At 74.0% G+C, this 21,295-nt stretch carries 17 protein-coding genes and 1 pseudogene; 3 read left to right on the forward strand and 15 right to left on the reverse strand.

All coding sequences use genetic code 11. The annotated features are described in order from the left end of the window. Nucleotides 1-3,804 precede the first annotated feature (3,804 nt). From cbiE to OYE22_RS04180, 6 genes and pseudogenes are all read right to left on the reverse strand, one after another. Complete coding sequence (gene cbiE / locus OYE22_RS04155) at nt 3,805-5,037, reverse strand: precorrin-6y C5,15-methyltransferase (decarboxylating) subunit CbiE (protein WP_277319133.1); 1,233 nt, start codon at nt 5,035-5,037, stop codon at nt 3,805-3,807. A 199-nt stretch (nt 5,038-5,236) separates the two neighbouring features. Next, on the reverse strand, nt 5,237-5,875 hold the full coding sequence (locus OYE22_RS04160) for a GNAT family N-acetyltransferase (protein ID WP_277319134.1): 639 nt from the start codon (nt 5,873-5,875) through the stop codon (nt 5,237-5,239). 143 nt (nt 5,876-6,018) lie between these two features. Further along, complete coding sequence (locus tag OYE22_RS04165; protein WP_187089446.1) at nt 6,019-6,864, reverse strand: MetQ/NlpA family ABC transporter substrate-binding protein; 846 nt, start codon at nt 6,862-6,864, stop codon at nt 6,019-6,021. A 432-nt stretch (nt 6,865-7,296) separates the two neighbouring features. Next, nucleotides 7,297-7,950, reverse strand: a pseudogene (locus tag OYE22_RS04170) (methionine ABC transporter permease); the annotation flags it as partial. Continuing rightward, entirely contained in the window at nt 7,947-9,023 is a 1,077-nt protein-coding gene (locus OYE22_RS04175; protein WP_277319135.1) for an ATP-binding cassette domain-containing protein, read from the reverse strand. The gene OYE22_RS04175 and the pseudogene OYE22_RS04170, both read right to left, overlap by 4 nt. 392 nt (nt 9,024-9,415) lie before the next feature. Next, complete coding sequence (locus OYE22_RS04180) at nt 9,416-10,069, reverse strand: HAD-IA family hydrolase (protein WP_277319136.1); 654 nt, start codon at nt 10,067-10,069, stop codon at nt 9,416-9,418. A 150-nt stretch (nt 10,070-10,219) separates the two neighbouring features. Here OYE22_RS04180 and OYE22_RS04185 point away from each other — a divergent pair, with 150 nt between their 5' ends. Together OYE22_RS04185 and OYE22_RS04190 are read left to right on the forward strand one after the other, a co-directional pair. Further along, nucleotides 10,220-10,591: a hypothetical protein gene (locus OYE22_RS04185; protein ID WP_277319137.1), complete on the forward strand. Its 372-nt coding sequence runs from the start codon at nt 10,220-10,222 to the stop codon at nt 10,589-10,591. After that, entirely contained in the window at nt 10,584-11,069 is a 486-nt protein-coding gene (locus OYE22_RS04190) for a hypothetical protein (protein WP_277319138.1), read from the forward strand. The genes OYE22_RS04185 and OYE22_RS04190 overlap by 8 nt, the downstream gene beginning before the upstream one ends. 120 nt (nt 11,070-11,189) lie before the next feature. On the opposite strand, the gene OYE22_RS04195 is transcribed toward OYE22_RS04190, so the two are convergent. From OYE22_RS04195 to OYE22_RS04215, 5 genes are all read right to left on the reverse strand, one after another. After that, on the reverse strand, nt 11,190-11,567 hold the full coding sequence (locus OYE22_RS04195; protein WP_277319139.1) for a DUF86 domain-containing protein: 378 nt from the start codon (nt 11,565-11,567) through the stop codon (nt 11,190-11,192). After that, nucleotides 11,564-12,034 carry a helix-turn-helix domain-containing protein gene (locus tag OYE22_RS04200; protein ID WP_277319140.1) on the reverse strand — a complete coding sequence of 157 codons (471 nt, stop codon included), beginning with the start codon at nt 12,032-12,034 and terminating at the stop codon, nt 11,564-11,566. The genes OYE22_RS04195 and OYE22_RS04200 overlap by 4 nt, the downstream gene beginning before the upstream one ends. A gap of 310 nt (nt 12,035-12,344) precedes the next feature. After that, nucleotides 12,345-12,845 carry a GNAT family N-acetyltransferase gene (locus OYE22_RS04205; RefSeq protein WP_348652180.1) on the reverse strand — a complete coding sequence of 167 codons (501 nt, stop codon included), beginning with the start codon at nt 12,843-12,845 and terminating at the stop codon, nt 12,345-12,347. A gap of 118 nt (nt 12,846-12,963) precedes the next feature. Further along, nucleotides 12,964-13,596, reverse strand: coding sequence for a sigma-70 family RNA polymerase sigma factor (locus OYE22_RS04210; protein ID WP_277319141.1), 633 nt, complete (start codon nt 13,594-13,596; stop codon nt 12,964-12,966). A 233-nt stretch (nt 13,597-13,829) separates the two neighbouring features. Next, nucleotides 13,830-14,978 carry a glycerophosphodiester phosphodiesterase gene (locus tag OYE22_RS04215; RefSeq protein WP_277319142.1) on the reverse strand — a complete coding sequence of 383 codons (1,149 nt, stop codon included), beginning with the start codon at nt 14,976-14,978 and terminating at the stop codon, nt 13,830-13,832. Nucleotides 14,979-15,234: 256 nt separating this feature from the next. On the opposite strand from OYE22_RS04215, the gene OYE22_RS04220 reads away from it, so the two are divergent. Further along, complete coding sequence (locus OYE22_RS04220; protein WP_187063698.1) at nt 15,235-15,903, forward strand: lysophospholipid acyltransferase family protein; 669 nt, start codon at nt 15,235-15,237, stop codon at nt 15,901-15,903. Between the two features lie 202 nt (nt 15,904-16,105). Here OYE22_RS04220 and OYE22_RS04225 read toward each other — a convergent pair whose 3' ends face one another. The 4 genes from OYE22_RS04225 to OYE22_RS04240 all read right to left on the reverse strand — a co-directional run bounded on the left by OYE22_RS04225 (nt 16,106) and on the right by OYE22_RS04240 (nt 21,139). Next, entirely contained in the window at nt 16,106-17,725 is a 1,620-nt protein-coding gene (locus OYE22_RS04225) for an MFS transporter (RefSeq protein WP_277319143.1), read from the reverse strand. Next, nucleotides 17,722-18,270, reverse strand: coding sequence for a TetR/AcrR family transcriptional regulator (locus OYE22_RS04230; RefSeq protein ID WP_277319144.1), 549 nt, complete (start codon nt 18,268-18,270; stop codon nt 17,722-17,724). The genes OYE22_RS04225 and OYE22_RS04230 overlap by 4 nt, the downstream gene beginning before the upstream one ends. A gap of 151 nt (nt 18,271-18,421) precedes the next feature. Further along, the gene (gene argH / locus OYE22_RS04235) at nt 18,422-19,849 is read right to left on the reverse strand and encodes an argininosuccinate lyase (protein ID WP_277319145.1); all 1,428 of its coding nucleotides are present in this window, start codon (nt 19,847-19,849) and stop codon (nt 18,422-18,424) included. A gap of 96 nt (nt 19,850-19,945) precedes the next feature. Next, a complete protein-coding gene (locus OYE22_RS04240; RefSeq protein ID WP_277319146.1) occupies nt 19,946-21,139 on the reverse strand; it encodes an argininosuccinate synthase in 1,194 nt (397 codons plus the stop codon). Between the last annotated feature and the right edge of the window lie 156 nt (nt 21,140-21,295).

A 21,295-nucleotide genomic window follows, 5' to 3' on the forward strand; every position in this document is an offset into this window, starting at 1 on the left:
GGACGGCACCGCGTCCGCAGGCTGCGCCGCTCCCGTGGCCTGCGCCGCTTCAGCGGACTGCTCGGCATCCCCGGCGGTGGGCTGCGACTGCTGCGCGTCCGCATCCGCGTCCACGGCCGATGCGGCGGCGGGCGCGGCCAGCTGACCCGCGTCGGTCGCGGGCGTGCCGCCCTGCGCGGGGGTGGGCGCGGGCTCAACCGGCTGGGCGTCCTTGGCGGCCGCCGGTGCCTCCTGCGGGCCCTCGGACTCCTCAGCTACGGCCTCGCTGCCCGACGCCTCGGCAGCCGGGGCATCGGCCGGCTGGGCGGCGTGGGCGGTGCTGGCCTGCTCCGCCGCAAGACCCTGCGGCGCGGCCGGGCTGCCCTGCTCCGCGCTCTGCGCGGGGGCGGCCTCGGCCGGGGCGTCCTGTGCGCCCGCGTCCACCGCCTCGGCGGCGGCGGGCGGCTGGTCCGTCGGCGCCGTGGCGGCCGGCTGCGCCGGCTGGTCGGCGGCGGGCGCGGTGGCTTCGGCCGTGGTTGCCTCTGTTGCCTCGTCCGTCGCGGGCTCGGCGGCCGTACCGGCGCCGGGCTTCGGTGCGTTGGCGGCGCCGGCAACGGGCGCGCCGCCCGCCGCCGTACGCCGGGGCTTCGCCGTGGCCCGCCCCTTGGTCGCCGACTTGGCCGACGGCGTGGGCTTGGCCGGCGCGGCGTCCCCCTGCGCCGGCGCGGCCGGGGCGGTCGGCGCGTCAACGGCGGGCGCCTGGGCGGTGGCTGACGCTGCGGCCGGAGCCACGGCCTCTGGCGCCGGGGCCCCTTGTGCCGGGGCCGGGACGGTCGCCGGGGTGGCGGGGGTGCCCTGGGGCGTACCGGCGGGCTGCGCGGCTCCGGTCGGTTGCGGGGCCACGGGGGTGGCCGGCGCGCCGGCGGCGGAGGGCTGCGCGCCGACGGGGGCGCCGGGCGTGGTCTGGGGTGCGGTCTCGGCAGGCAGTGGTGCGTCCTGTTCGGGCTGTGCGGACCGTACGGGCTGTACGGGATGTTCTGGTTGCCCCGCCGCCTGCGGCGGCACGGGGACGGGCCGGGCTTCGGCCGGCTCGGCCGCGTGGGCGGCGCCGCGTCGGCCGCGCCCCGTACCGGAAGCGGGGGCCGCCTCCGGCGTCGGCTGCGCGTCCGGCTGCGACTTCGCGCCGGTGGGCTCGGCCGCGACGGGCTCAGTGGTCGGAGCGTCGGTGGCGGGCGCGCTCGGGGCGTCGGTCGCGGCCTTCGCCGGGCCGGTGGTGGCGGTAGCGGCGTCGGCGGACAGTGGCGCGGACTCCTCACCGGGGACGGCAGGGGCCTCGCCTGGGACGGGAGTTGCCGCCTCCGGGGCGGAAGTCGCCGCGTCCGTCGGGGTGGTCGGCTGCGCGGGCGCGCCCTCGGCCGGCTGCGCGCCCTCGGCCGGCGCGGGCTCGGGCTCGCTCGGAGCCTCCGGCGCGGGTCGCGCTCCGGCGCGCGTCATCCCGCCCGTACCCGCGTCGGCGTGGCCGTCGGCGTCGACGGGCAGCGGTACGCCCGCCGCGCTCGGGCCGGCGTCGGCGGGGGCGGAGGGTCGGACCGTGGCACCGGGCTGGGTGGCCGTGGCGTGGGCCACGGGCTCCGCGCCCTGGGGCGCTACGGGTTGCGCGCCGGCCTTCGCGGCGGGCTGCTGGGCCACGGGGGCCTGTTCCGCTGGGGCGTTGGTGACCTTGCGCCGGCGCCCCGTGCCCGAGGGGACCGCGCTCGGGTCGGCCGGGGTGGGCACGTTCTCGACCGCGGCCGCGCGCCGGGGTCGCCGCCGCGCGCCCCTCGACCCGCTCGCCGGGGGCGAAGCCTGCTGCGCGCCCTCCACCGGCTCACCCGTGGGTTGTTGCGCGGCGTGCGGCTGGTCCGTGGCCGTCGCGGTCGCACCGCCGGCCGCGGCCTGTGCGGGCACGCCCGTGGGCGGCGTGGTCGCGTGGGAGGCACCGGCCTGCGCCGGCGGGGGGCCTGCCACGGGCGACCCGGGGGCCTGGTCCCGCTGCGGCGCGGGCTCGGCGTCGACGGGCGGCTGCGCGGCCAGCGGGCCCACCGGCTGCGCCGTACCGCCCTGCTGACCGGCCGTCGGCGCGGCGTCGGCCGGCACCTCGGCGGGCAGCGGCGCGGCGGCGGGCGCCGGCGCGCTCGGGGCGGTGGGCTGCGGTGCTGGTGTTGCTGCTGGTGGTGTCGTGGCGTCGGTGATTATCGCCGCGCCGGGCGCCGGCTCGGGCGTCCCGGGCTCCGGCGCCGCCGGTGCGGGCGCGCCGGGCCGCGGCTGACCAGCCGGCTGCTGCCAGGCTTCGCCTTGGCCCGGCCGTACGGGCTGCGGGGCGGGGGCCGGCTGAGCCGGCGTCGGGTGCGTGGGTCCGGGCCGCTGTTCGGCGTTGGCCGGTGCCGGCGCGGCGGCTCGCCGCTCGCCGTCGGCGGGCGTGCCGGTGGGCGGCGCGGGGTGCGTCGCGTCCGCGCCCTGAGCCGTCGCGGGCGTGGCGGCGGGCGCTTCGGCGGCGGCCGGCGTCTGTCGGGCGGGGCCCTCGACGGGCGGGGTCGGGGCGGCACCGGACGCCGGCGTGGCGGGGGCCGGTGTGGCGGAGGCCGTCCGCGCGGGGCTCGGGGCGGGACCCACCAGCGGGGAGGCGACCGGGGGGCGGCCGACGACGCGCGGCGCCTCGTAACGCGGCTGCCGGGGGCGCGGCGGGGTCTGGCCGGCCGCCTGGCGCGGCGCGGGGTTCGCCGTGGCGGGCGCGCCCTGCCGCTCGGCACCGGTGGCGCTCGCCTGGCGCGCCGGGTCCGGCTGTGGGCCGGGGCCCGTGGCGGGGGCTCCCGTCGGGTGGCCGACCGTTTCTGCCGGGGCGCCCGCGCCGGGCTGGGCCGCGGACGCGGCTGCCGGGGACTGCGGCCGGGGCTGGGCCTGCCAGGACTCGGCCCGCCGCGTCCCGCCCTGGGCGGTGGCCGTGCCGGGGAGCTCAGACCCGTCGGTGCCGCCGGCTCCGTCGAGGTACTCGGGTCCGCCCGTGGGGGCGCCCTGGGGGCGCGCCGGGGTGCGCGGGCCGGCCGGGCCACGGTCGGCGAGGGACCGTACGACGCCGCCGGTCTGCTCCGCGAGCGGCGGGCCCGAGTGCGGCGGGCGGTGCGCGGGCTGCTCGTGCGGGGCGGGCTGGGCCTGCGGCAGCGGCTGGCCGGGCGCGCCGGGTTGGGCGTCGCGGACCTCGTCGTACGCGAGCGAGCCGGTGTCCCGACCGCCCGCCGCGTGCGTGCCGGCCGGCGCCGGCTGGGCCGCGGCGGGGGCGGCCGGGGGCGGCGTCTGGTGGTAGCGCGGCTGCTGTTCCATCCAGGCCCCTTGCGCACCGGGCATCAGCAGCAGATCATCGTCCTCACCGTGCTCGCCCTGGTCCATGTGGTCGGGGTGGTCCTCGTGTTCGTCGGTGTCAAAGGAGTAGGCCACGGCCGTCTGGCGGCCCGCCTGGCCGGGTGGGTTGCCTGGTGCGACGTCGGCGTTAGCACGAGCATCCGCCGGGCGCGGCGCTCCGGGCTGTCCGCCTGCGTTCGCCGGCAGTCCCTCGCCTGGGATCTCGCCGGTGTCGGTCATGCGTACCCCTCGCCCATCGCTCAGTGCTCCTTCCAACTGCTTTCAAGCAAGAACGAGCGTCCGCGCTGCGCGGCACGTGGCGCGTCCCCCCGCCCGTCGTACCGCGAGCCCCACCGGATGCGGTGCGCCCAGGTCACGGGCGCGAACACGGCCCGAGCCGAACGGCAGTACAACGGTCCGCCAGCCTACCCCGGGCCCACCGGGCGGGGGTCACGGGTGGGGCCGGTGCCCGCAGATCAGGAAGGCGACCGCGCGGTCGCGCTCCGACCAGGCCCGCGCGTCCATCTCCATCGACTGGACCATGACGCACTCGACGCCGTAACCGCCGTCCGAGAGCGCCACGCTGATGGCTTCTGCCTGGTCACGGGTGGCGGCGTGGGTGACGATGCGTTCGGGGCGGCGGGCGGCGCACGCGGCGGCGACGGCCGCGCCCCCGCCGCCGATGCGGACCACGTCCGGCTCCGGCAGGTCTTCGAGCACCTGCGGCGCCGTGCCGTGCACCACGTGGAGTTGCACCTGAAAACGCCGACCGACCGCCGCGATCCGGCCACAGGTGTCCGCATCCTGGTCGACGGCGATGACCGCCGCGCCGAACCGGGCCGCCTCGACCGCGGCGGCTCCGCTGCCGGCGCCGATGTCCCAGACCAGGTCGCCCACGCGCGGACCGAGGCGGGCGAGTTGGCCGGCGCGCAGCCAGCGGGACTCGCCCTCGCCCCGGTCGGCGGCGGCGCCGTAGGCGGAGCTGGGCAGCGCCCAGCCACGGATGGCCGGCGGGTAGCCGGGGTCGCGGCCGGCGATCCAACTGCCGCCCTGTGGGCTGCTCGGGGCGGTGGTCTGGCCCGCGCCGCCGATGACGATGACGACGTTCGGATCGCGCCACGTGTGGTCGGCGACCTTGTCCGAGGTGAGCACGGTCATCCGCTCGTGTTCGGTGCCCAGCGCCTCGCAGATGACGAACGTACGGTGCACGGGGCCGAGCAGCAGGGCCAGTTCGGCCGGGCCCGCGCCGGGCGAGGTGAGGACGGCGACCTTGGGGTGGGCCCGGCAGACGTTGACCGCCCGGCGCAGGTCGCGGCTGTGGGCGCTGACGACCTGGGCGTCGTCCCAGGGCATGCCGGCGCGAGCGAAGGCCGCGGCGACGGCGGAGACGGCCGGGACCACCTCGACCTCAAGGCCGTGCTCGGGGGCGCGCAGCGCCCGTACGACGCCGAAGAAGCCGGGGTCACCGTCGGCGAGGACCACGGCCGAGCCCCGGTGTCCGGCGATGCGGCGGGCGGCCAGGTCGACGCTGCCGAGCCGGATGCGTTCGGCGCCGGGCGGGACCTCGGGCAGGGCCAGGTGGTGGGCCGCGCCCGCGACCAGCGTGGCGGCGCCGACGGCGGAGCGGGCCGCGTCTGTCAGGGGGGAGCCGTCCCATCCGATCACCGTGACGCGGTCGGCCATCTGTGTCAGTCTCCTGGGCTGTGATCGCGGACCCCGCGGGGACCTGGGAGAGCGGTCGCGCGGGGAGGGCGGGAACTGGGGTCGTGCGGGCCGGGCGGCGGAGCGCGTACGGGCCGGCGCTACCGAGCCGTGGGCGGCGTGGCAGGCGGGGTCACGGTGAGCGTACCCCCGACTGGTCCAGACCGGTGCCGCGGGCCGCTCAGCGCCAACTGGGCAGCGTGGCGTAGCCGGAGTCGTCGACGTGTTGTCCGGGGCCGCCGTCGAGGTCCTCGGGGAGCAGGCTCCAGACGATCAGGTCGGTGCGGATGTCCGCCCATCCGCCGTCCTCGGTGCGCGAGCGGGCTATCCACGCGTTGCGCAGCACGCCCTCGCTGATGCAGCCGATCTTCTGGGCGACCTGCTGGGCGGCGGTGTTGTCGGCGGCGGTGCGCATCTCCAGGCGTTCGAAGCGTTGGGAGCGGAAGAGCCAGTCGGCGACGGCGAGGACGGACTCGCTGGCGTATCCCTCGCCCCTGGCCCAGGGGGCGGTGATGTAGGCGATCTCGGTGGAGAGGGTGCGCCAGTCGGTGTGGAAGAGGGTGACGACGCCCACCAGGCGCTGGGTGAGGAACTCGGAGACGGCGAAGACGATGCCGCGCCCCTGCGTGCGCTCGATCGGGGCGCGCCGGGTGATCCAGTCGCGGGCCCGGTCAGCGGTGTAGGGGTGGGAGACCGAGGTCCAGGCCACGATCTGCTCGTCGTTCATCATCTCGGTCAACGGGAGGACGTCGGCCAGCTCCAAGGGGCGCAGCTCCAGCCGGTCCGTACTGATGGATACGTCCGGAAAGGTGCGTGTCATGCGCTGCTCCAACGCGGAGAGATGTATGTGCCCGGGGCCGTCTGAGTGCACCAGCATGCAGCATGCGGCCGCTCATGTGCCAAGCGCGACGGCCCCGCGCACTCCCGAGGGGTGCGCGGGGCCGTGGTCGTCGAGGGGGTGGATCAGCCCTTCGGGGCGCCGAACGCCGGGATGACGGCGCCCTCGTACTTGTCCTCGATGAACTTCTTGACCTCGGGCGAGTTCAGGAGCTTGGCCAGCTTCTTGACCCGCGGGTCGTCCTCCTTGCCCTTCTTGACGGCGAGGAAGTTGGCGTACGGGTTGTTCTCGGCCTTCTCCAGGGCGAGCGCGTCCGTGGCCGGCTTGAGCTTGGCGCCGATGGCGAAGTTGCCGTTGATGATGGCGGCGTCCACGTCGCCGAGGCGGGCCGGGATCTGCGGGGCCTCGAGCTCGGTGAGCTTCAGGCCCTTCTTGTCCTTGATGTCCTTCAGGGTGGCGCCGCTTCCGACGCCCGGCTTCAGCTCGATCAGCCCGTTGTCGGCGAGCAGCTTGAGCGCGCGGCCCTCGTTGCTGACGTCGTTGGGCAGCGCGATCGAGTCGCCCGAGCCCAGGTCGGAGAGCTTCTTGACCTTGTTGGAGTAGAGGCCGAGCGGCTCGATCTGGACGTTGACGATGGGCACGATGTGGGTGCCGTTCTTCTTGTTGAACTCGTCCAGGAAGGGCTGGTGCTGGAAGAAGTTGGCGCCGACCTCGCCGTTCTCGGTGGCGGTGTTCGGGAGGTTGTAGTCGTTGAACTCCTTCACCTCCAGCTTCAGGTCTTCCTTCTTCGCCAGGTTGTCCTTGACGAACTTCAGGATGTCGCCGTGCGGCGTGGGGCTCGCGGCGACGATGAGCGCCGAGTCCTCGTCGCCGCTGTCCTTGGAGTCGGAGGGCGCGCTGCACGCGCTGAGGGCGAGGGCGGCCGCGGCGGCTACCGCGGCGGCGGCGGAGAGCTTGATGGTGTTGCGCACGAAGAGTGCCTCTTTCTGGACGGTTTCCAACCACTGGCTGTCGCGAGTGGTACGCCCGGCAAAGGGTCCGGGCTGGCGTGGGGACGGGGAGGGCGGGTGTGGTGCGGGGCCGGCGGGTCAGCCGGTCCGGGGCTGGGCGGATGCCGTGGGCTCGTCGTCGGGCCGGCCGGCGTCGGGCGCCGGCGCGGCCTCGGGCTCAGCATCGGTCTCGGCCTTGGTCAGGGTCGCCCGCTGGGCGGGCGGTTCATCGGCCGTGCTGACCGCGCTGGCCGAGGTGGTGGCCTCGGCCGCCGTCGCGGGGGCGGTGGTGGCGGTGGCGAGCGCGGCGCGGTCGGCGACGTCGGGCGTGGCGGCCTTCGGTGCCGTGGCGTCGGCGGCCTTGCGCGGCCGGGGCAGCCGCAGCCAGCTCGCGCCGGCGGGGATGGTGCCGGTGCGGCGGCCGATGACGCGGACCACCACGTCGCCGATGAACTGCACGATGGTGACCACGACGACCAGCAGGATGACGGTGACCAGCATCAGCCGGTCGTCCGAGCGCTGGTAGCCGTTGACGATCGCCAGGTTGCCCAGGCCGCCGCCGCCCACCGCGCCGGCCATCGCCGAGTAGCTGATGAGCGTGATGACGGTGGTGGTCAGGCCCGCGATCAGGGACGGCAGCGCCTGGGGCAGCAGCACCTTGAAGACGATGGTCCAGGTGCCGCCGCCCATCGACTGCACGGCCTCCACGAGCCCGCCGTCCACCTCGCGGATCGCGGTCTCCACCAGCCTGGCGAAGAACGGGATGGCGCCGATGGCCAGCGCGACCACCGCGGCGGTGGGTCCGATGGAGGTGCCGACGACGAAGCGGCTGAAGGGGATCAGCGCGACGATGAGGATGATGAACGGCAGCGAGCGGCCGACGTTCACGATGGCGCCGACGGTCTTGTTGACCACGACGTTCTGGAGTTGGCCGCCCCGGTCGGTGAGGACCAGGAGCACGCCGAGCGGCAGGCCGCCCAGGACGGCGTAGACGGTGGACCACCAGACCATGAACAGGGTGTCGAGGCTGGCGTCGTTCAGCGCGGGCCACATCTCGGACCAGGTCACTTGGCACCCTCCTCGGCCGGGGCGGCGACGGCCTGCGCGGAGGCGGCCGACGCGGCGGGAGAGGCCGCGCCGCCGGGCACGACCTCGACGTGCAGGCCCTGCTCACGCAGGAAGCCGATCGGCACCACATTCTCCTCGAACGAGCCGGGCAGTTCGATACGCATCCGGCCGACCTGGCGCCCGCCGATCGTGTCCATCGCCGCCCCGAGGATCGAGATGTCGATGTTGTACGTACGGGCGAGCTGCGAGATCACCGGCTGGCTGGTGGCCTCGCCGAGGAACGTCACGTCCACGACGGTGCGGCCCGCGCCGGTCGCGTCGCCGCCGACCGGGAACAGCTCGCGCGCGAGCTCGGAGCCGGGGGTGGCGAGCAGCTCGGAGACGGTGCCGGTCTCCACGACCCGTCCGCCCTTCATCAGCGCGGCCGAGTCGCAGACGGTCTTGACGACGTCCATCTCGTGCGTGATGAGCAGCACGGTCAGGCCGAGCTGCTGGTTCAGGTCACGCAGGAGCTGGAGGATCGAGCGGGTGGTCTCAGGGTCGAGCGCGGAGGTCGCCTCGTCGGAGAGCAGCACCTTGGGGTCGCCGGCCAGCGCGCGGGCGATGCCCACGCGCTGCTTCTGCCCGCCGGAGAGCTGCGCCGGGTAGGCCCTGGCCTTGTCGGCGAGGCCGACCAGGCCGAGCAGCTCGATCGCCTTGCGGGAGCGCTCCTTGCCGGATATGCCGAGGATCTCCAACGGGAGCTCGACATTGCCCTGCACGGTGCGCGAGGAGAGCAGGTTGAAGTGCTGGAAGACCATGCCGATGCGGCTGCGGGCCTGGCGCAGCGCGGCGCTGGCGCGGTGGCTGTTGCCGGCGAGCGCGGTCAGGTCGGAGCCGGCCACGGTGACCGTGCCGGAGCTGGGGCGCTCCAGGAGGTTCACGCAGCGGATGAGGGTGGACTTGCCGGCGCCGCTCTGGCCGACGACGCCGAACACCTCGCCCTCGCGGACGTGCAGATCGACGCCGTCGAGCGCGGTGACCTCGCGGCCTCGTGAGCGGTAGACCTTTGTCAGGCCCGTCGTGGTGATCACAGGGGGTTTCCGTCACTGTCGAGTGCGCGGCGGATGGAGTGCCGGCACGGGGCATTCATTGCGGAACACGGCATACGGAGTTCTCCGGCGAGCGCGGTCATCACTGTCCGGCTCCGGCTTCCGGCGGCGCGGGGCGCGTCTCGGGTTCGTACGCGGTGCGTACGGACACGCTGCGGCGCACGGTCTCGCTTCGGGGCGCGAGGCTCCGGCAGGGGCCCTCAGCGGTCACACATTCGACACATACAACGAGCACCGGGCGTCATGTTCGCCTCGGTCGCTGTGGCGCGGCTGCTCGTGGTGGTCATGCGGGCAAGTAAACCAGACACGCTCGTGGCTCGATCAAGCCTGTCCGAATGGCGGACTCGCCCGGTCAAGGCGTGGACAGCGCGTGATCATGACCGTTCGTCGATGATCAATTCCAACCCATCGGCCCCGACCTGCACGGATACGTACGAAAGATCCTTTATGACGACGTCCGCGTGAAGATCGCCCACGGGCGTGGTTGTGGTCAAGGCCACGGTCCTCATGCCCGCGGCCCGGCCCGCCGCGAGTCCGGCCGGGGCGTCCTCGAAGACCACACAGCGGGCCGGGTCCACGCCCAGGCGCCGCGCGGCCAGCAGGAAGGGCCTCGGGTCGGGCTTGCCGCGCGGCACGTCGTCGGCGCAGACGAGCTGACCTGGCCGGATGCCCACCTCGGGCAGCCGCGCCGTGGCCACCCGGCGGTTGGCCGAGGTCACCACCGCCCAACGGTCGGCGGGCAGGGCGGCGAGCAGGTCGGCGGTGCCGGGCAGCAGCGTCACGCCGCCGGCCACGTCCGCCGCCTCCAACTCGTCGATGCGCGCCAGCGCGCCCGGTATCCGCTCGGCCGGCAGCAGGTCGCCGATGATCTCGACGGCGGGCCGGCCGTGCAGCTCGACGCGCGCGAACTCCTCCGCGCTCACCCCGTACTCCCCCGCCCAGCGGGTCCAGCAGCGCCGCACCGAGGCGAGCGAGGAGACCAGGGTGCCGTCGTTGTCGAAGAGCAGGGCCGCCGCGGAGATTCTCATGGCGGGCCAGCGTATGCGCCGCCGTGGGACGGCCTGACGGCGCCCAGGGGTCGCGGGCCGGGGCAGGGGCGGGGGCCATTAGAGTCGTCGCATGGCTGTCAATCCCTGTGTGCGCCCCCGCCTCGCGCGCACCCCCGAGCGGAGGTGCCGGTGTTCGACGCGCTGACGTGGGCGGTCAGTCTGACCGCACTGGCCCTCGCCGCGTGGTGCGGCCACGCCGCCTATCTCGACCAGCCGACCAAGGACTGGCACTTCATCGGCATGGCCGTGGTGACGGTGCTGGCACTGGCACAGCTCGTGATCGGGATCGTACGGCTGGCACAGGGGGACAAGCCCGACGAGAGCACGACCGTCTTCGTGGCCTATCTGATCGGCTCCGCCTGCGCGATCCCCGCCGTCGGGTTCATGTCGCTCTCGGAGCGGACCCGCTGGGGCTCGGTGACGGTCGCCGCGGGCGCGGTGGTGCTCGCGGTGCTTGAGGTGCGGCTGTGGGACGTGTGGGAGGGCAGCGGCCATGCCTGAGTCCGAGACGCCCCCGGCCGAGGCCCCCGAGCCCGGGGCCGGGGCCGCCGGGCCGGCCGGCGCCCGCGAGCCGGAGCGGCGCGGCCGCCGCCTGGCGATCGGCGAGGGCCCGGGCCGACTGCTCGTCCTGGTCTACGGCGTCTTCACCGTCGCCGCCGCCTCCCGCTCGATCTACCAGCTCATCGCCCAGTACGAGGAGGCGCCGCTGGCCTACGTGCTCTCGGCCGTCTCGGCGCTGGTGTACGCGTTCATCACGGTCTCGCTGGTGCGCGGCGGCGAGGGCGCCCGGCGGGCGGCCCTGCTGTGCTGCGCGGCCGAACTGGTCGGCGTGCTCACCGTCGGCACCTGGACGCTGGTGGAACCGTCCGCCTTCCCGGACGCCACGGTCTGGTCGGACTACGGCATGGGCTACCTCTTCATCCCGATCTTCCTCCCGGTCACCGGCCTGCTCTGGCTACGACGGGCCCAGCGCGCCTGACCGGCGGCCCCGCCCCGGCCGGGGCTCGGCGAGCGCGGTGCGCGGCTCAGCCGTGGCGGCGCCAGGCGCCGCCGGCCCAGTGGAGACGGCCTTGCGCGGTGCGTGAGTGTTCCGGGGGGTTCATAGCCCCTCGTCGAGGATTCTCCGCACGTGGGCGGCTTCCTGGGGGAGGCTGTGCGCCAGGGCGTTCCAGAGGATGCCGTAGTCGACGGCTCCGTAGTCGTGGGCGACGAGGTTGCGCATGCCCTTCATCGCACGCCATCGGACCTCGGGGTGCGCCGCCGTGAACTCACCGTCGAGGCGGTTCACCGCCTCCCCGATGCGGTGCGGGATCGCCTCGGCCGAGAGCCGGAGCATCTCATCGCCGTCGTAGGTCTCACGTCCGCGCGCGACGAGTCGGGCGCCGGTGGCGGCGAAGTCGAGGAAGTCGAGGAGGGTTTGACGGGTGCGTGCGTCCAGGGACTCCCGACGGGGCGGTTCGGGCCGCACGGTGCTCACAGGGGCTTGGCCTCGGCCACGATGGTGTCGTGGCTCCCGCGCAGGCCGCCCTCGCTGATGACGTCGACCTTGACTCCGAGGGTGTCCTCCAGATCCTGGGCGAGCTCGATCTGGTCGAACGGGGAAGCGTCGGGTGCGAATTTCACCAGCAGGTCCAGGTCGCTTCCCGGGCGGTCCTCACCTCGGGCGACCGAACCGAAGACCTTGACGCTCAGCGCCTTGTGGCGGGCGGCGAGCGCCTTCACCTCGGCCTTGCTCCGGGCCAGTGCGACGGACGCCCGCGGCTTGGTGGCGGCGGTGAGGCGTGCCAGCATCTTCGGCGAGGGCCGGCGGGTGCCGTTCTCGTAGGCGGCGATGTTGGGCTGGGCGACGCCGGACAGTTGAGCCAGTTCCCGCTGGGTCAGTCCGGCGGCCCGGCGCATGTCGGCGAGCTGTGCTGGGGTGCTCTGTGGTGCGTGAGATGCCATGACGACCCCTCCCTCTCTATATCAACGATGTCGCGTATCGTCCGGCTCGCGCTGTAGCGACCCGTGGCAGATGAGAGGTCGCGCTGGATGCGGCACCCCGTTGTGGCCCTCATCCGGATGTCGCCCGGCGAGCGCCACGACGCAGCCGGGCGGCCGCGTCGCGCGCGGTGCCGCGGCAGCCCGGCGTCCCTCGTCGTCAGGTGTGCTACCGCTGCCGAACGCGCCACGCCACCCGTCGGCCCGGCTGGTGCCGGCCCGACGGGTGACGCGGCGACGGGTGTGGAGGCATCCGCCCGGTTGGGCGCTGGCCCTACGCGCTCGCGGCGAACGCCTCGGCCGCGGCCCGCTTCTCCAGCGTGACGACGCTCAGCGAGCGGCTGACCCGCTCGGTGCCGACCTGCGCGTAGCCGTACTTGCGGTACAGCCGCAGGTTGCCCTCGCTGCGGTGCCCGGTGCTGAGTCGGTACCGCTTGACCTGCTCCGCCGCCAACCGCATCTCGATGGCCGCCAACAACCGGCCGCCGAGGCCGTGCCGCTGCATGCGCGGGTGGACGATCAGCCCCGCGATCGCGGCGGTTCCGTCCTCGTGCACGGCGCCCCGCACCGAACCGACGACCTCCTCGCCGAGCCGGGCCACCAGCACCCAGCCGTTGCCCAGCTCGGCACGGAGGTCGTCGAGGGTTTGGGTCAGCGGCTCGATGGAGTAGTCGCCGTACAGCTCGGCCTCGCTCTGGTAGCAGAGGTACTGGAGCTTGAGGATCTGCTCGGCGTCCTGCTCGCTCGCCGGAGAGATGGTCACGCTCATGCCCATGTGCGCATGCCTCCTCTGTGTGTGCCCCGGCCGCGGTGAGGGAGATGGTGCGGCGGGACGTGGGGTGCCCTGACAGGAGTCGCCGCGGGGTAGGCGTCGCCTCCGTGGCGCCGATTGTCTATCGCTCCATTCCCCAGGGTTCAGGAGCGGCAACCTCCGCCAGCAGCATTCTGCGCAGGCATCCAAGGCAACGGGAACGTACCGGCCCCAGACTCCCCTGTGAGATTCCCAACTCACCGGCGATTTCACGGTAGGTCGCGTCTCTGGTCGACATCATCGCCAGCAGCACCCGCGGGCACCGGCCGGGCAGTTCGCGCACCGCGGCGCGCACCCGGCGCACCTCTTCCGCGGCCAGCGTCATCCCCTCGGTGTCCGACGCGCCGAGCGGGACGGGCACGCCGTCGATCCCGTCGTACGGCACCTCCCACCGGGCCCGTCGCCGCGCGCCCCTGGCCTCGGCCCGGACCGCGGCGCGCAGCCAGGGCACCCAGCCGGCGGGCCGGGCTGGAGAGGCGCCCGTCCCGGCCCGCTCCAGGAGCCGTACCCACACCGCCTGTTCGAGGTCGGCAGGGTCGAGGCCGGCGCCGGCCGCCTCGGCCGCCGCCTCCGCCACCAGCAGCGGGCCGAGCGTCGCCAGTAACTCCTCGCCATCCGGGGCGTGGGCGGGGGCGGCGGAGGCGGGGCCATCGGAGGTGGGCGCCCGGTCGGGGCGCGTGCCGGGGGTGCGGGGCGCGGGGAGGGAGGGGGTCATGCCGCGCTAGACAGTGCCCCGCACGCCACCGGTTGCCGTCGCCGGCGGGCGTCACCCGACCGGGCAACACCCGGCCGCGCCCTTGACGGGGCCTCACGTACGGCGCGCCCCGGGCCGGTGGCTGGACCGGCCCGGGGCGCGCCCGGCCGCCGCCGCTTCCCCCGTCGCGGCGACCCACGCTCCGACGCGGGGTCAGCCTCCCCCCGAGAGGGGCTGTCCCCGCGCGCGGGCGGCTACTTCCCGACGAAGTCGGCGCGGGCGAGCAGCGCCGTGTCGGGGTGGTCCGAGAAGATGCCGTCGATGCCCTGCTCGAAGTAGAGCTTGAGGGCGCCGAAGGCGTCCCCGTACGCGGCCGGGTCGGTGCCCTTGCGGAAGTCCAGCGGCAGGAAGCTGTTCTCGTTGCGCATCGTGTACGGGTGCACGAGCAGCTTCTTCGCGTGGGCGTCGCGCACCAGCGTGGTGGGCGTACCGAGCTTGCCGCTCTTGTCGCGCGGGATGACCAGCGACAGGTCGGGGCCGATGCCGCGCGCGAAGCGGGCGATCCACGCCAGGCCCTTCGGCGTGACCAGGTCGGCCACGGTGCGCGGGTCACCGGCCTGGACGAAGTCCCAGGGGCGCGAAGAGGCGGAGGACAGCAGCACCACGCCGGGGCACGAGACCAGCTTGCTCAGTCGCTCGATGCTGGTGGGCTCGAAGGACTGGACGAAGTTGGGCGAGTTGTGCCGGTGCCGCCCGTAGGCGCGCAGCAGCTTGGCCAGCCTCGGCTCCAGCGCGAGGCCGATGTCGCGGAAGTAGGTGGGGTGCTTGGTCTCGATGTGCAGCCAGACGCGGCGCCCGCGCCGCTTGCCCTCGCGCTCGGCCCACTCCAGGACCTCGGCGAAGGTGGGCACCTCCCAGCGGCCGTCGTAGAGCGTGTTCTGCCGGCGGGTGCCGGGGATGCGCTCGGTGGCCCGCAGGGTCTTCAGCTCGGCGAGCGTGAAGTCCTCGGTGAACCAGCCGGTGAGCTTGGTGCCGTCCACCGTCTTGGTCGCCTTGCGGTCGGCGAACTCCGGGTGCGAGGCGACGTCCGTGGTGCCGGTGATGTCGTTCTCGTGACGGCACACCAGGTGCCCGTCCTTGGTCGGCACCAGGTCCTGTTCGATGACGTGGGCGCCCATGTCGAGGGCGAGCTGGTACGCGCCGAGGGTGTGCTCGGGGCGGTAGCCGCTGGCCCCGCGGTGGGCGACGACCGTGGGCACCGGCAGGTCACGTCCGTGCTGGCCGTGTCCGTGGCCCCGTCCGGCGGCGGTGGCCGTGCCGGTGCCGGACAGCACCATCGCTCCGGCGCCGATGACGGCGGCGCCCAGTAGGGTGCGCCGTCCGGGCCGCTGCTCCTGCTCCATGCGTACTCCTCGTCTTGCCTGTTCGAGGGGGCGATCGTAGGCGTCCCCAGTTTGCGGGCCGTGGACATCCGTGCCAACGGCGCACGAACAGCCGTGGGCCCGCCCTTCCACGTCGTGGGCCCGGTGTGCGCACAGGGGGTACTCGCGAGTATCGTCCTCACCTGCGCGGGGAGGCCGGTGGCCCGGTTGGGCGAGCCGACCCCCGCCGGGCGCGCACCGCGCGCCGCGTTCCGACCACCACCGACCGGAGGGTCCGTTGTCCCGCATCGTGCTGAAGGCGATTCTCGGAGTGCTCATGCGCGTCCTGTTCCGCCCGAAGGTGGAGGGAGCGGAGCGCATTCCCGGCGACGGTCCGGTGATCCTGGCGGGCAACCACGTCACCTTCGTCGACTCGCTGTTCGTCGCCCTGATCGTCAAGCGACCGGTGTACTTCATCGGCAAGGACGAGTACGTGACGGGCAAGGGGCTCAAGGGCCGGCTGATGGCGTGGTTCTTCCGTACCAGCGGCATGATCCCGGTGGACCGGGACGGCGGGCACGGCGGCGTCGCGGCGCTGATGACCGGCCGCCGCGTGCTGGAGGAGGGCAAGGTGTTCGCCATCTACCCGGAGGGCACCCGATCCCCCGACGGCCGCCTCTACCGCGGGCGCACCGGCGTGGCCCGGCTGGCCCTGATGACCGGCGCGGCCGTGGTCCCGTTCGCGATGATCGGCACCGACAAGGTGCAGCCCGGCGGCAAGGGCCGGCTGCACATCGCGCCGGTGACCGTCCGCTTCGGCGAGCCGCTGGACTTCTCCCGCTACGACGGCATGGAGCGCGACCGCTACGTGCTGCGGGCCCTGACCGACGAGGTCATGAGCGAGGTCATGCGCCTCTCCGGCCAGGAGTACGTGGACATGTACGCGACGAAGGCCAGGGCCGCGTAACCCGGCTCCCGCCCGCGCGCCCGTCCGCGCCCAAGACCCCGACGCCGCCCGCCAGTCGAGTGACACTGGCGGGCGGCGGGCGTGTGGCGCGCCCGGGCGGCGTCGAGGCCGCGAGGGACGCGGGCGCGCCGCCGCCAACACCCCTGGCGCGGGCCGGTACCGGTCAGGGGGCGGCGAGCGGCGCGGGCCGGGCCACACGACGCTACGGGCGCGGCGGCCCGGACTCGCCCCCGCGCGGCGTTTTCTGGCCGGCCTCCGCCAGCGCCACCGCTTCGGCCGCGGTGTCGGCCAGGCGCTGGCCGCGCAGCAGGAACCAGGCGGCGACGGCCGTGGCGAGCAGCACCGCGGCGCCCACCGACGCCGCGATCCGCAGCCCGTCCACGAAGGCCTCCCGCGCCGACGTGAGCAGCGCCTCGCCCTGACCGGGGGTCAGTCCGTGCGTGGCCTCGACCGCGCCGCCGAGCGACTCGTGGGCCTCGGCCGCCGCCTTGTCCGGGATGTCGCCCGGGGTCGCGAAGTCGCGGTAGACGCCGGTGACGATGGAGCCGAGCAGCGCGATGCCGAGCGCGGCGCCCAGTTCGTACGCGGTCTCGGAGACCGCCGACGCGGCGCCGGCCTGGTCGCCCGGCACGCTGGAGAGGATCACGTCGGCGGTGACGGTGAAAGAGAACCCGGCCCCGACGCCGACGACCAGCAGCACGGCGCCGAGCAGCGGGTATCCGGTGTCGCTCTCCAGCCAGGCCAGCGCGGCCAGCGCCAGGCCGACGGCCGCCAGCCCGCCGGAGACCACGACGCGCACCGAGAACCGGCGCGCGACCAGACCGGCGACCAGGCCGGCGGAGACCGCGCCGACCGCGGCCGGCAGCTCGGCGAGCCCGGCTTCCAGCGGCTCCCGGTCCTGGACGAGCTGGAGGAACTGGGACAGGAAGAAGACCAGGCCGGACAGGCCGAGAATGGTCAGCAGGTCGGCGAGGACGGCCCCGGAGAAGCCCCGGTGGTGAAAGAGCCGCATGTTCAGCAGCGGCGACGGCAGGGTGAGCTGGCGGCGTACGAACCAGGTCAGGGCCGCGACCCCGAGCACGCCGGCGGCGGCGATGTCCCAGCCCGCGCCGTGCGCCGCCGCCTCCTTGACGGTGTAGACGACGCCGATGATGCCGACCAGGGAGAGTCCTACGCTGGGCAGGTCCCAGGGGCCGGGCGAGGGGTCGCGCGACTCGGGCAGCAGCCGCATGCCGACCAGGACGAGCACGATCATCACCGGCAGGTTGATCAGGAAGACCGAGCCCCACCAGAAGTGCTCCAGCAGGAAGCCGCCCACGACGGGGCCGACCGCCGCGCCGGCCGAGGCCGTCGCGCCCCAGATGCCGACGGCCAGGCTGCGCTCCCTGGGGTCGTGGAAGAGGTTGCGGATCAGCGCGAGGGTGGCGGGCATCAGCGTGGCGCCGGCGACGCCGAGCAGCGCCCGCGCCACGATCATCATCTCCGGACTGGTCGCGTACGCGTTGAGCACGGAGATCGCGCCGAAGGCCACCGAACCGATCAGCAGCAGCTTCTTACGGCCAATCCGGTCACCGAGGCTGCCCATGGAGACGAGCAGGCCGGCGATGACGAAGGAGTAGACGTCGCCGATCCACAGCAACTGGGTGCCCGACGGGCGCAGGTCCTCGCTGAGGAAGGGGGTGGCCAGGCCGAGCACGGTGGCGTCCACCGCGACCAGCAGCACCGCCAGCACCAGCACGGCCAGCGCCAGCCAGCGCCCGGGGCGCGCGGTCTCGGGGCTGGGGTGGGCGCCGGGGCCCGTCGTCACTATCCGACTGCTCATTGCTCCATGCTCCGTCGCACGCCGCCCAACAGCAGCTCGGCGATCATCTTCTCGGTGTCCCTGGGGGCGATCCGACCGGCGTGCACGGCCCAGGCCGCGGCCCCGACGAGGCCGTACAACGCCTCCGTGCACCAGGCGGCGGTCAGGTCGACGCGGAACTCGCCGCTCTCCTGTCCGCGTCGGAACAGTCTGTTCATCCGCTCGTCCAGACGGTCCCAGCCCGCGTGCGTCTCGCCCTCGAAGAGCTGGTTCTCGGTGGTGAGGAAGGCCAGCAGCGCGGCCTCGGGCTCGATGTGGGTGATCAGCCGGCGCAGCGCGCCGGTGGCGTCGCCCTCCTCGATGGCCGCGGCGTCCAACGCCGCCTCGAAGCGCGCGATACCGAGTTCCTCCAAGGCCTTGATGAGCGCGTCGCGGCCCGCGAAGTGGCGGTGCAGCGTGGCGCGGCTGATGCCGGCCGCCTTGGCGATCTCGTCCAGGGAGGCGGTCGCCTTGCGGGTGAGCAGGGTCGCCGCCGTGCGTAGCACGTGGCTTTTATCCACCGTCATGAGACAACCATACGCCACATGAGACGTTGATGTCTCACCGTGGTCGCGCCCGCACCCCGCCCCACCGCCGGCCGGGCGGCGAACACGCACGAGGCCGGGCAGGCTCCCGATGAGCCTGCCCGGCCTCGTGTGGCGCTGAGCGCGCGGCGCGCTACCGCTTGGCCTCGGCCCAGTCCCGCTGGACGGCCAGGTCGGCCTTCACCTCGGCCAACTGGAGCGCGACGGCCGACGGCGCGGTGCCGCCGCGCCCGTCCCGCGCGGCCAGCGCGCCGGGCACGTTCAGCACGGTGCGCACCTCGGGCGTCAGGTGCGGCGAGATCGCGGCGAACTGCTCGTCGGTGAGCTGGTCGAGCTCGATGCCCGCCGCCTCGCACACCTTCACGCACTCCCCGGCGACCTCGTGCGCGACCCGGAACGGCACGCCCTGCCGGACCAGCCACTCGGCGATGTCGGTGGCGAGCGAGAAGCCGGCGGGGGCCAGCTCGGCCATCCGCTCCTCGTGCACGGTGAGGGTCGCCATCATGCCGGTGAACGCGGGCAGCAGGACCTCCAGCTGGTCACAGGAGTCGAAGACCGGCTCCTTGTCCTCTTGGAGGTCGCGGTTGTACGCCAGCGGCAGCGCCTTGAGCGTGGCCAGCAGGCCGGTCAGGTTGCCGATGAGGCGCCCCGACTTGCCACGGGCCAGCTCGGCGATGTCCGGGTTCTTCTTCTGCGGCATGATCGAGGAGCCGGTGGAGAACGCGTCGTGCAGCGTCACGAAGGAGAACTCCTTCGTGTTCCACAGGATGACCTCCTCGGCGATCCGCGACAGGTCGACGCCGATCATCGCCGTGATGAAGGCGAACTCGGCGGCGAAGTCACGGGCGGCGGTTCCGTCGATGGAGTTGCCGGACGCTCCGCGCTCGAACCCGAGGTCGGCCGCGACCGCCTCCGGGTCGAGGCCGAGCGAGGAGCCGGCGAGCGCGCCGGAGCCGTACGGCGAGACGGCGGTGCGCTGGTCCCACTGGCGCAGCCGCTCCGCGTCCCGGCCCAGGGCCTGCACGTGGGCGAGCACGTGGTGGGCGAAGAGCACCGGCTGGGCGTGCTGGAGGTGGGTGCGGCCCGGCATGGCGGCGTCCGGGTGCGCCTCGGCCAGCGAGACCAGCGCGTCCTGGAGGTCGGCGAGCAGCCCGCCGATGATCCGGGCGTGGTCGCGCAGGTACATCCGGAAGAGGGTGGCGATCTGGTCGTTGCGGGAGCGGCCGGCGCGCAGCTTGCCGCCGAGGTCGGGGCCGAGCCGCTCAAGCAGGCCACGCTCCAGGGCGGTGTGCACGTCCTCGTCGGCGACGGTCCCCACGAAGGAGCCGGCCGCCACATCGGCTTCGAGCTGGTCCAGCCCCTTCAGCATGCGGGTCAGCTCGTCGGCGGTGAGCAGCCCGGCGGTGTGCAGCACGCGGGCGTGCGCGCGCGAGCCCGCGATGTCGTACGGGGCCAGCCGCCAGTCGAAGTGGACGGAGGCCGAGAGGGCGGCCAGGGCCTCGGCGGGACCGTCGGCGAACCGCCCGCCCCACAGCCGGACGTCACCGCTGTTGCTGCTCAACTGTTGTCTCCTCGGGAAGGACGCTCGGGAAGTCAGTGTGCGACCGCCTCCCCGCCACGGGGGCGAGGAGGCGGTGGGCGCTGGCGAGGGTGGCGCTCAGGCCAGGTCGCGCTTGGCGGCGATCTTCGAGGACATGCCGAAGATCTCGATGAAGCCCTTGGACAGCGACTGGTCGAAGGTGTCGCCGGTGTCGTAGGTGGCGAGGTTGAAGTCGTACAGCGACTGCTCGGAGCGCCGCCCGGTGACGACCGCGCGGCCACCGTGCAGGGTCATCCGGATGTCGCCGGAGACCTGCTGGTTGGCCTCGGCGATGAAGCCGTCCAGGGCCCGCTTGAGCGGCGAGAACCACAGGCCGTCGTAGACCAGCTCGCTCCAGCGCTGCTCGACCTGCCGCTTGTAGCGGGCCAGTTCACGCTCGACGGTGACGTTCTCCAGCTCCTGGTGGGCGGTGATCAGCGCGATGGCGCCGGGCGCCTCGTAGATCTCCCGGGACTTGATGCCGACCAGGCGGTCCTCGACGATGTCGATGCGGCCGATGCCCTGCGCGCCGGCGCGCTCGTTGAGCTGCTGGATGGCCTGCAGGACGGTGACGGGCTTGCCGTCGATGGCGACCGGCGCGCCCTCCTTGAAGGTGATGATCACCTCGTCGGCGTCGCGCGGCGTGGCCGGGTTCGAGGTGTAGTCGTAGACGTCCTCGATCGGCGCGTTCCAGATGTCCTCCAGGAAGCCGGTCTCCACGGCCCGCCCGAAGACGTTCTGGTCGATGGAGTACGGGGACTTCTTGGTGGTCGCGATCGGGAGGTTCTTCTCCTCGCAGAAGGCGATGGCCTTGTCCCGGGTCATGGCGTAGTCGCGGACCGGGGCGATGCACTTCAGGTCGGGCGCGAGCGAGGAGATGCCGGCCTCGAAGCGGACCTGGTCGTTGCCCTTGCCGGTGCAGCCGTGGGCCACGGTGCTCGCGCCGTGCTTCTTGGCGGCGGCCACCAGGTGCTTGACGATGGTGGGCCGGGAGAGCGCGGAGACCAGCGGGTAGCGGTCCATGTAGAGCGCGTTGGCCCTGATCGCCGGGAGGCAGTACTCGTCGGCGAACTCGTCCTTGGCGTCGGCGACCTCCGCCTCCACCGCACCGCAGGCGAGCGCGCGCTTGCGGATGACGTCCAGGTCCTCGCCGCCCTGTCCGACGTCCACGGCCACGGCGATGACCTCCGCGCCCGTCTCCTCGGCGATCCAACCGATGCAGACGGAGGTGTCAAGGCCGCCCGAGTAGGCGAGTACGACGCGCTCGGTCACGGGTTTCTCCTTACGGTGCATACGCTGACTGGCATAAGTATGCATCCCTCCGTATGTTTCGTCAACGCGCCGGGCGTGGGCGCGGCGCACGCGCCGGCCGCCCCCGTGACCTCGCAGTCGCGCTACATAAACACCCGGAGAACATTTCACTTGTTC

Source organism: Streptomyces sp. 71268, assembly GCF_029392895.1.
Lineage (GTDB): Bacteria > Actinomycetota > Actinomycetes > Streptomycetales > Streptomycetaceae > Streptomyces.

What these genes read in the sequence shown, in the direction of transcription:
- OYE22_RS04190 (WP_277319138.1), top strand. Translation starts at nt 10,584, where the DNA reads ATGCCTGAGTCCGAGACGCCCCCGGCCGAGGCCCCCGAGCCCGGGGCC.
- OYE22_RS04215 (WP_277319142.1), bottom strand. Translation starts at nt 14,978, where the DNA reads ATGGAGCAGGAGCAGCGGCCCGGACGGCGCACCCTACTGGGCGCCGCC.
- OYE22_RS04160 (WP_277319134.1), bottom strand. Translation starts at nt 5,875, where the DNA reads ATGACACGCACCTTTCCGGACGTATCCATCAGTACGGACCGGCTGGAG.
- OYE22_RS04225 (WP_277319143.1), bottom strand. Translation starts at nt 17,725, where the DNA reads ATGAGCAGTCGGATAGTGACGACGGGCCCCGGCGCCCACCCCAGCCCC.
- OYE22_RS04180 (WP_277319136.1), bottom strand. Translation starts at nt 10,069, where the DNA reads ATGAGAATCTCCGCGGCGGCCCTGCTCTTCGACAACGACGGCACCCTG.
- OYE22_RS04230 (WP_277319144.1), bottom strand. Translation starts at nt 18,270, where the DNA reads ATGACGGTGGATAAAAGCCACGTGCTACGCACGGCGGCGACCCTGCTC.
- OYE22_RS04205 (WP_348652180.1), bottom strand. Translation starts at nt 12,845, where the DNA reads ATGGGCATGAGCGTGACCATCTCTCCGGCGAGCGAGCAGGACGCCGAG.
- OYE22_RS04210 (WP_277319141.1), bottom strand. Translation starts at nt 13,596, where the DNA reads ATGACCCCCTCCCTCCCCGCGCCCCGCACCCCCGGCACGCGCCCCGAC.
- cbiE (WP_277319133.1), bottom strand. Translation starts at nt 5,037, where the DNA reads ATGGCCGACCGCGTCACGGTGATCGGATGGGACGGCTCCCCCCTGACA.
- OYE22_RS04200 (WP_277319140.1), bottom strand. Translation starts at nt 12,034, where the DNA reads ATGGCATCTCACGCACCACAGAGCACCCCAGCACAGCTCGCCGACATG.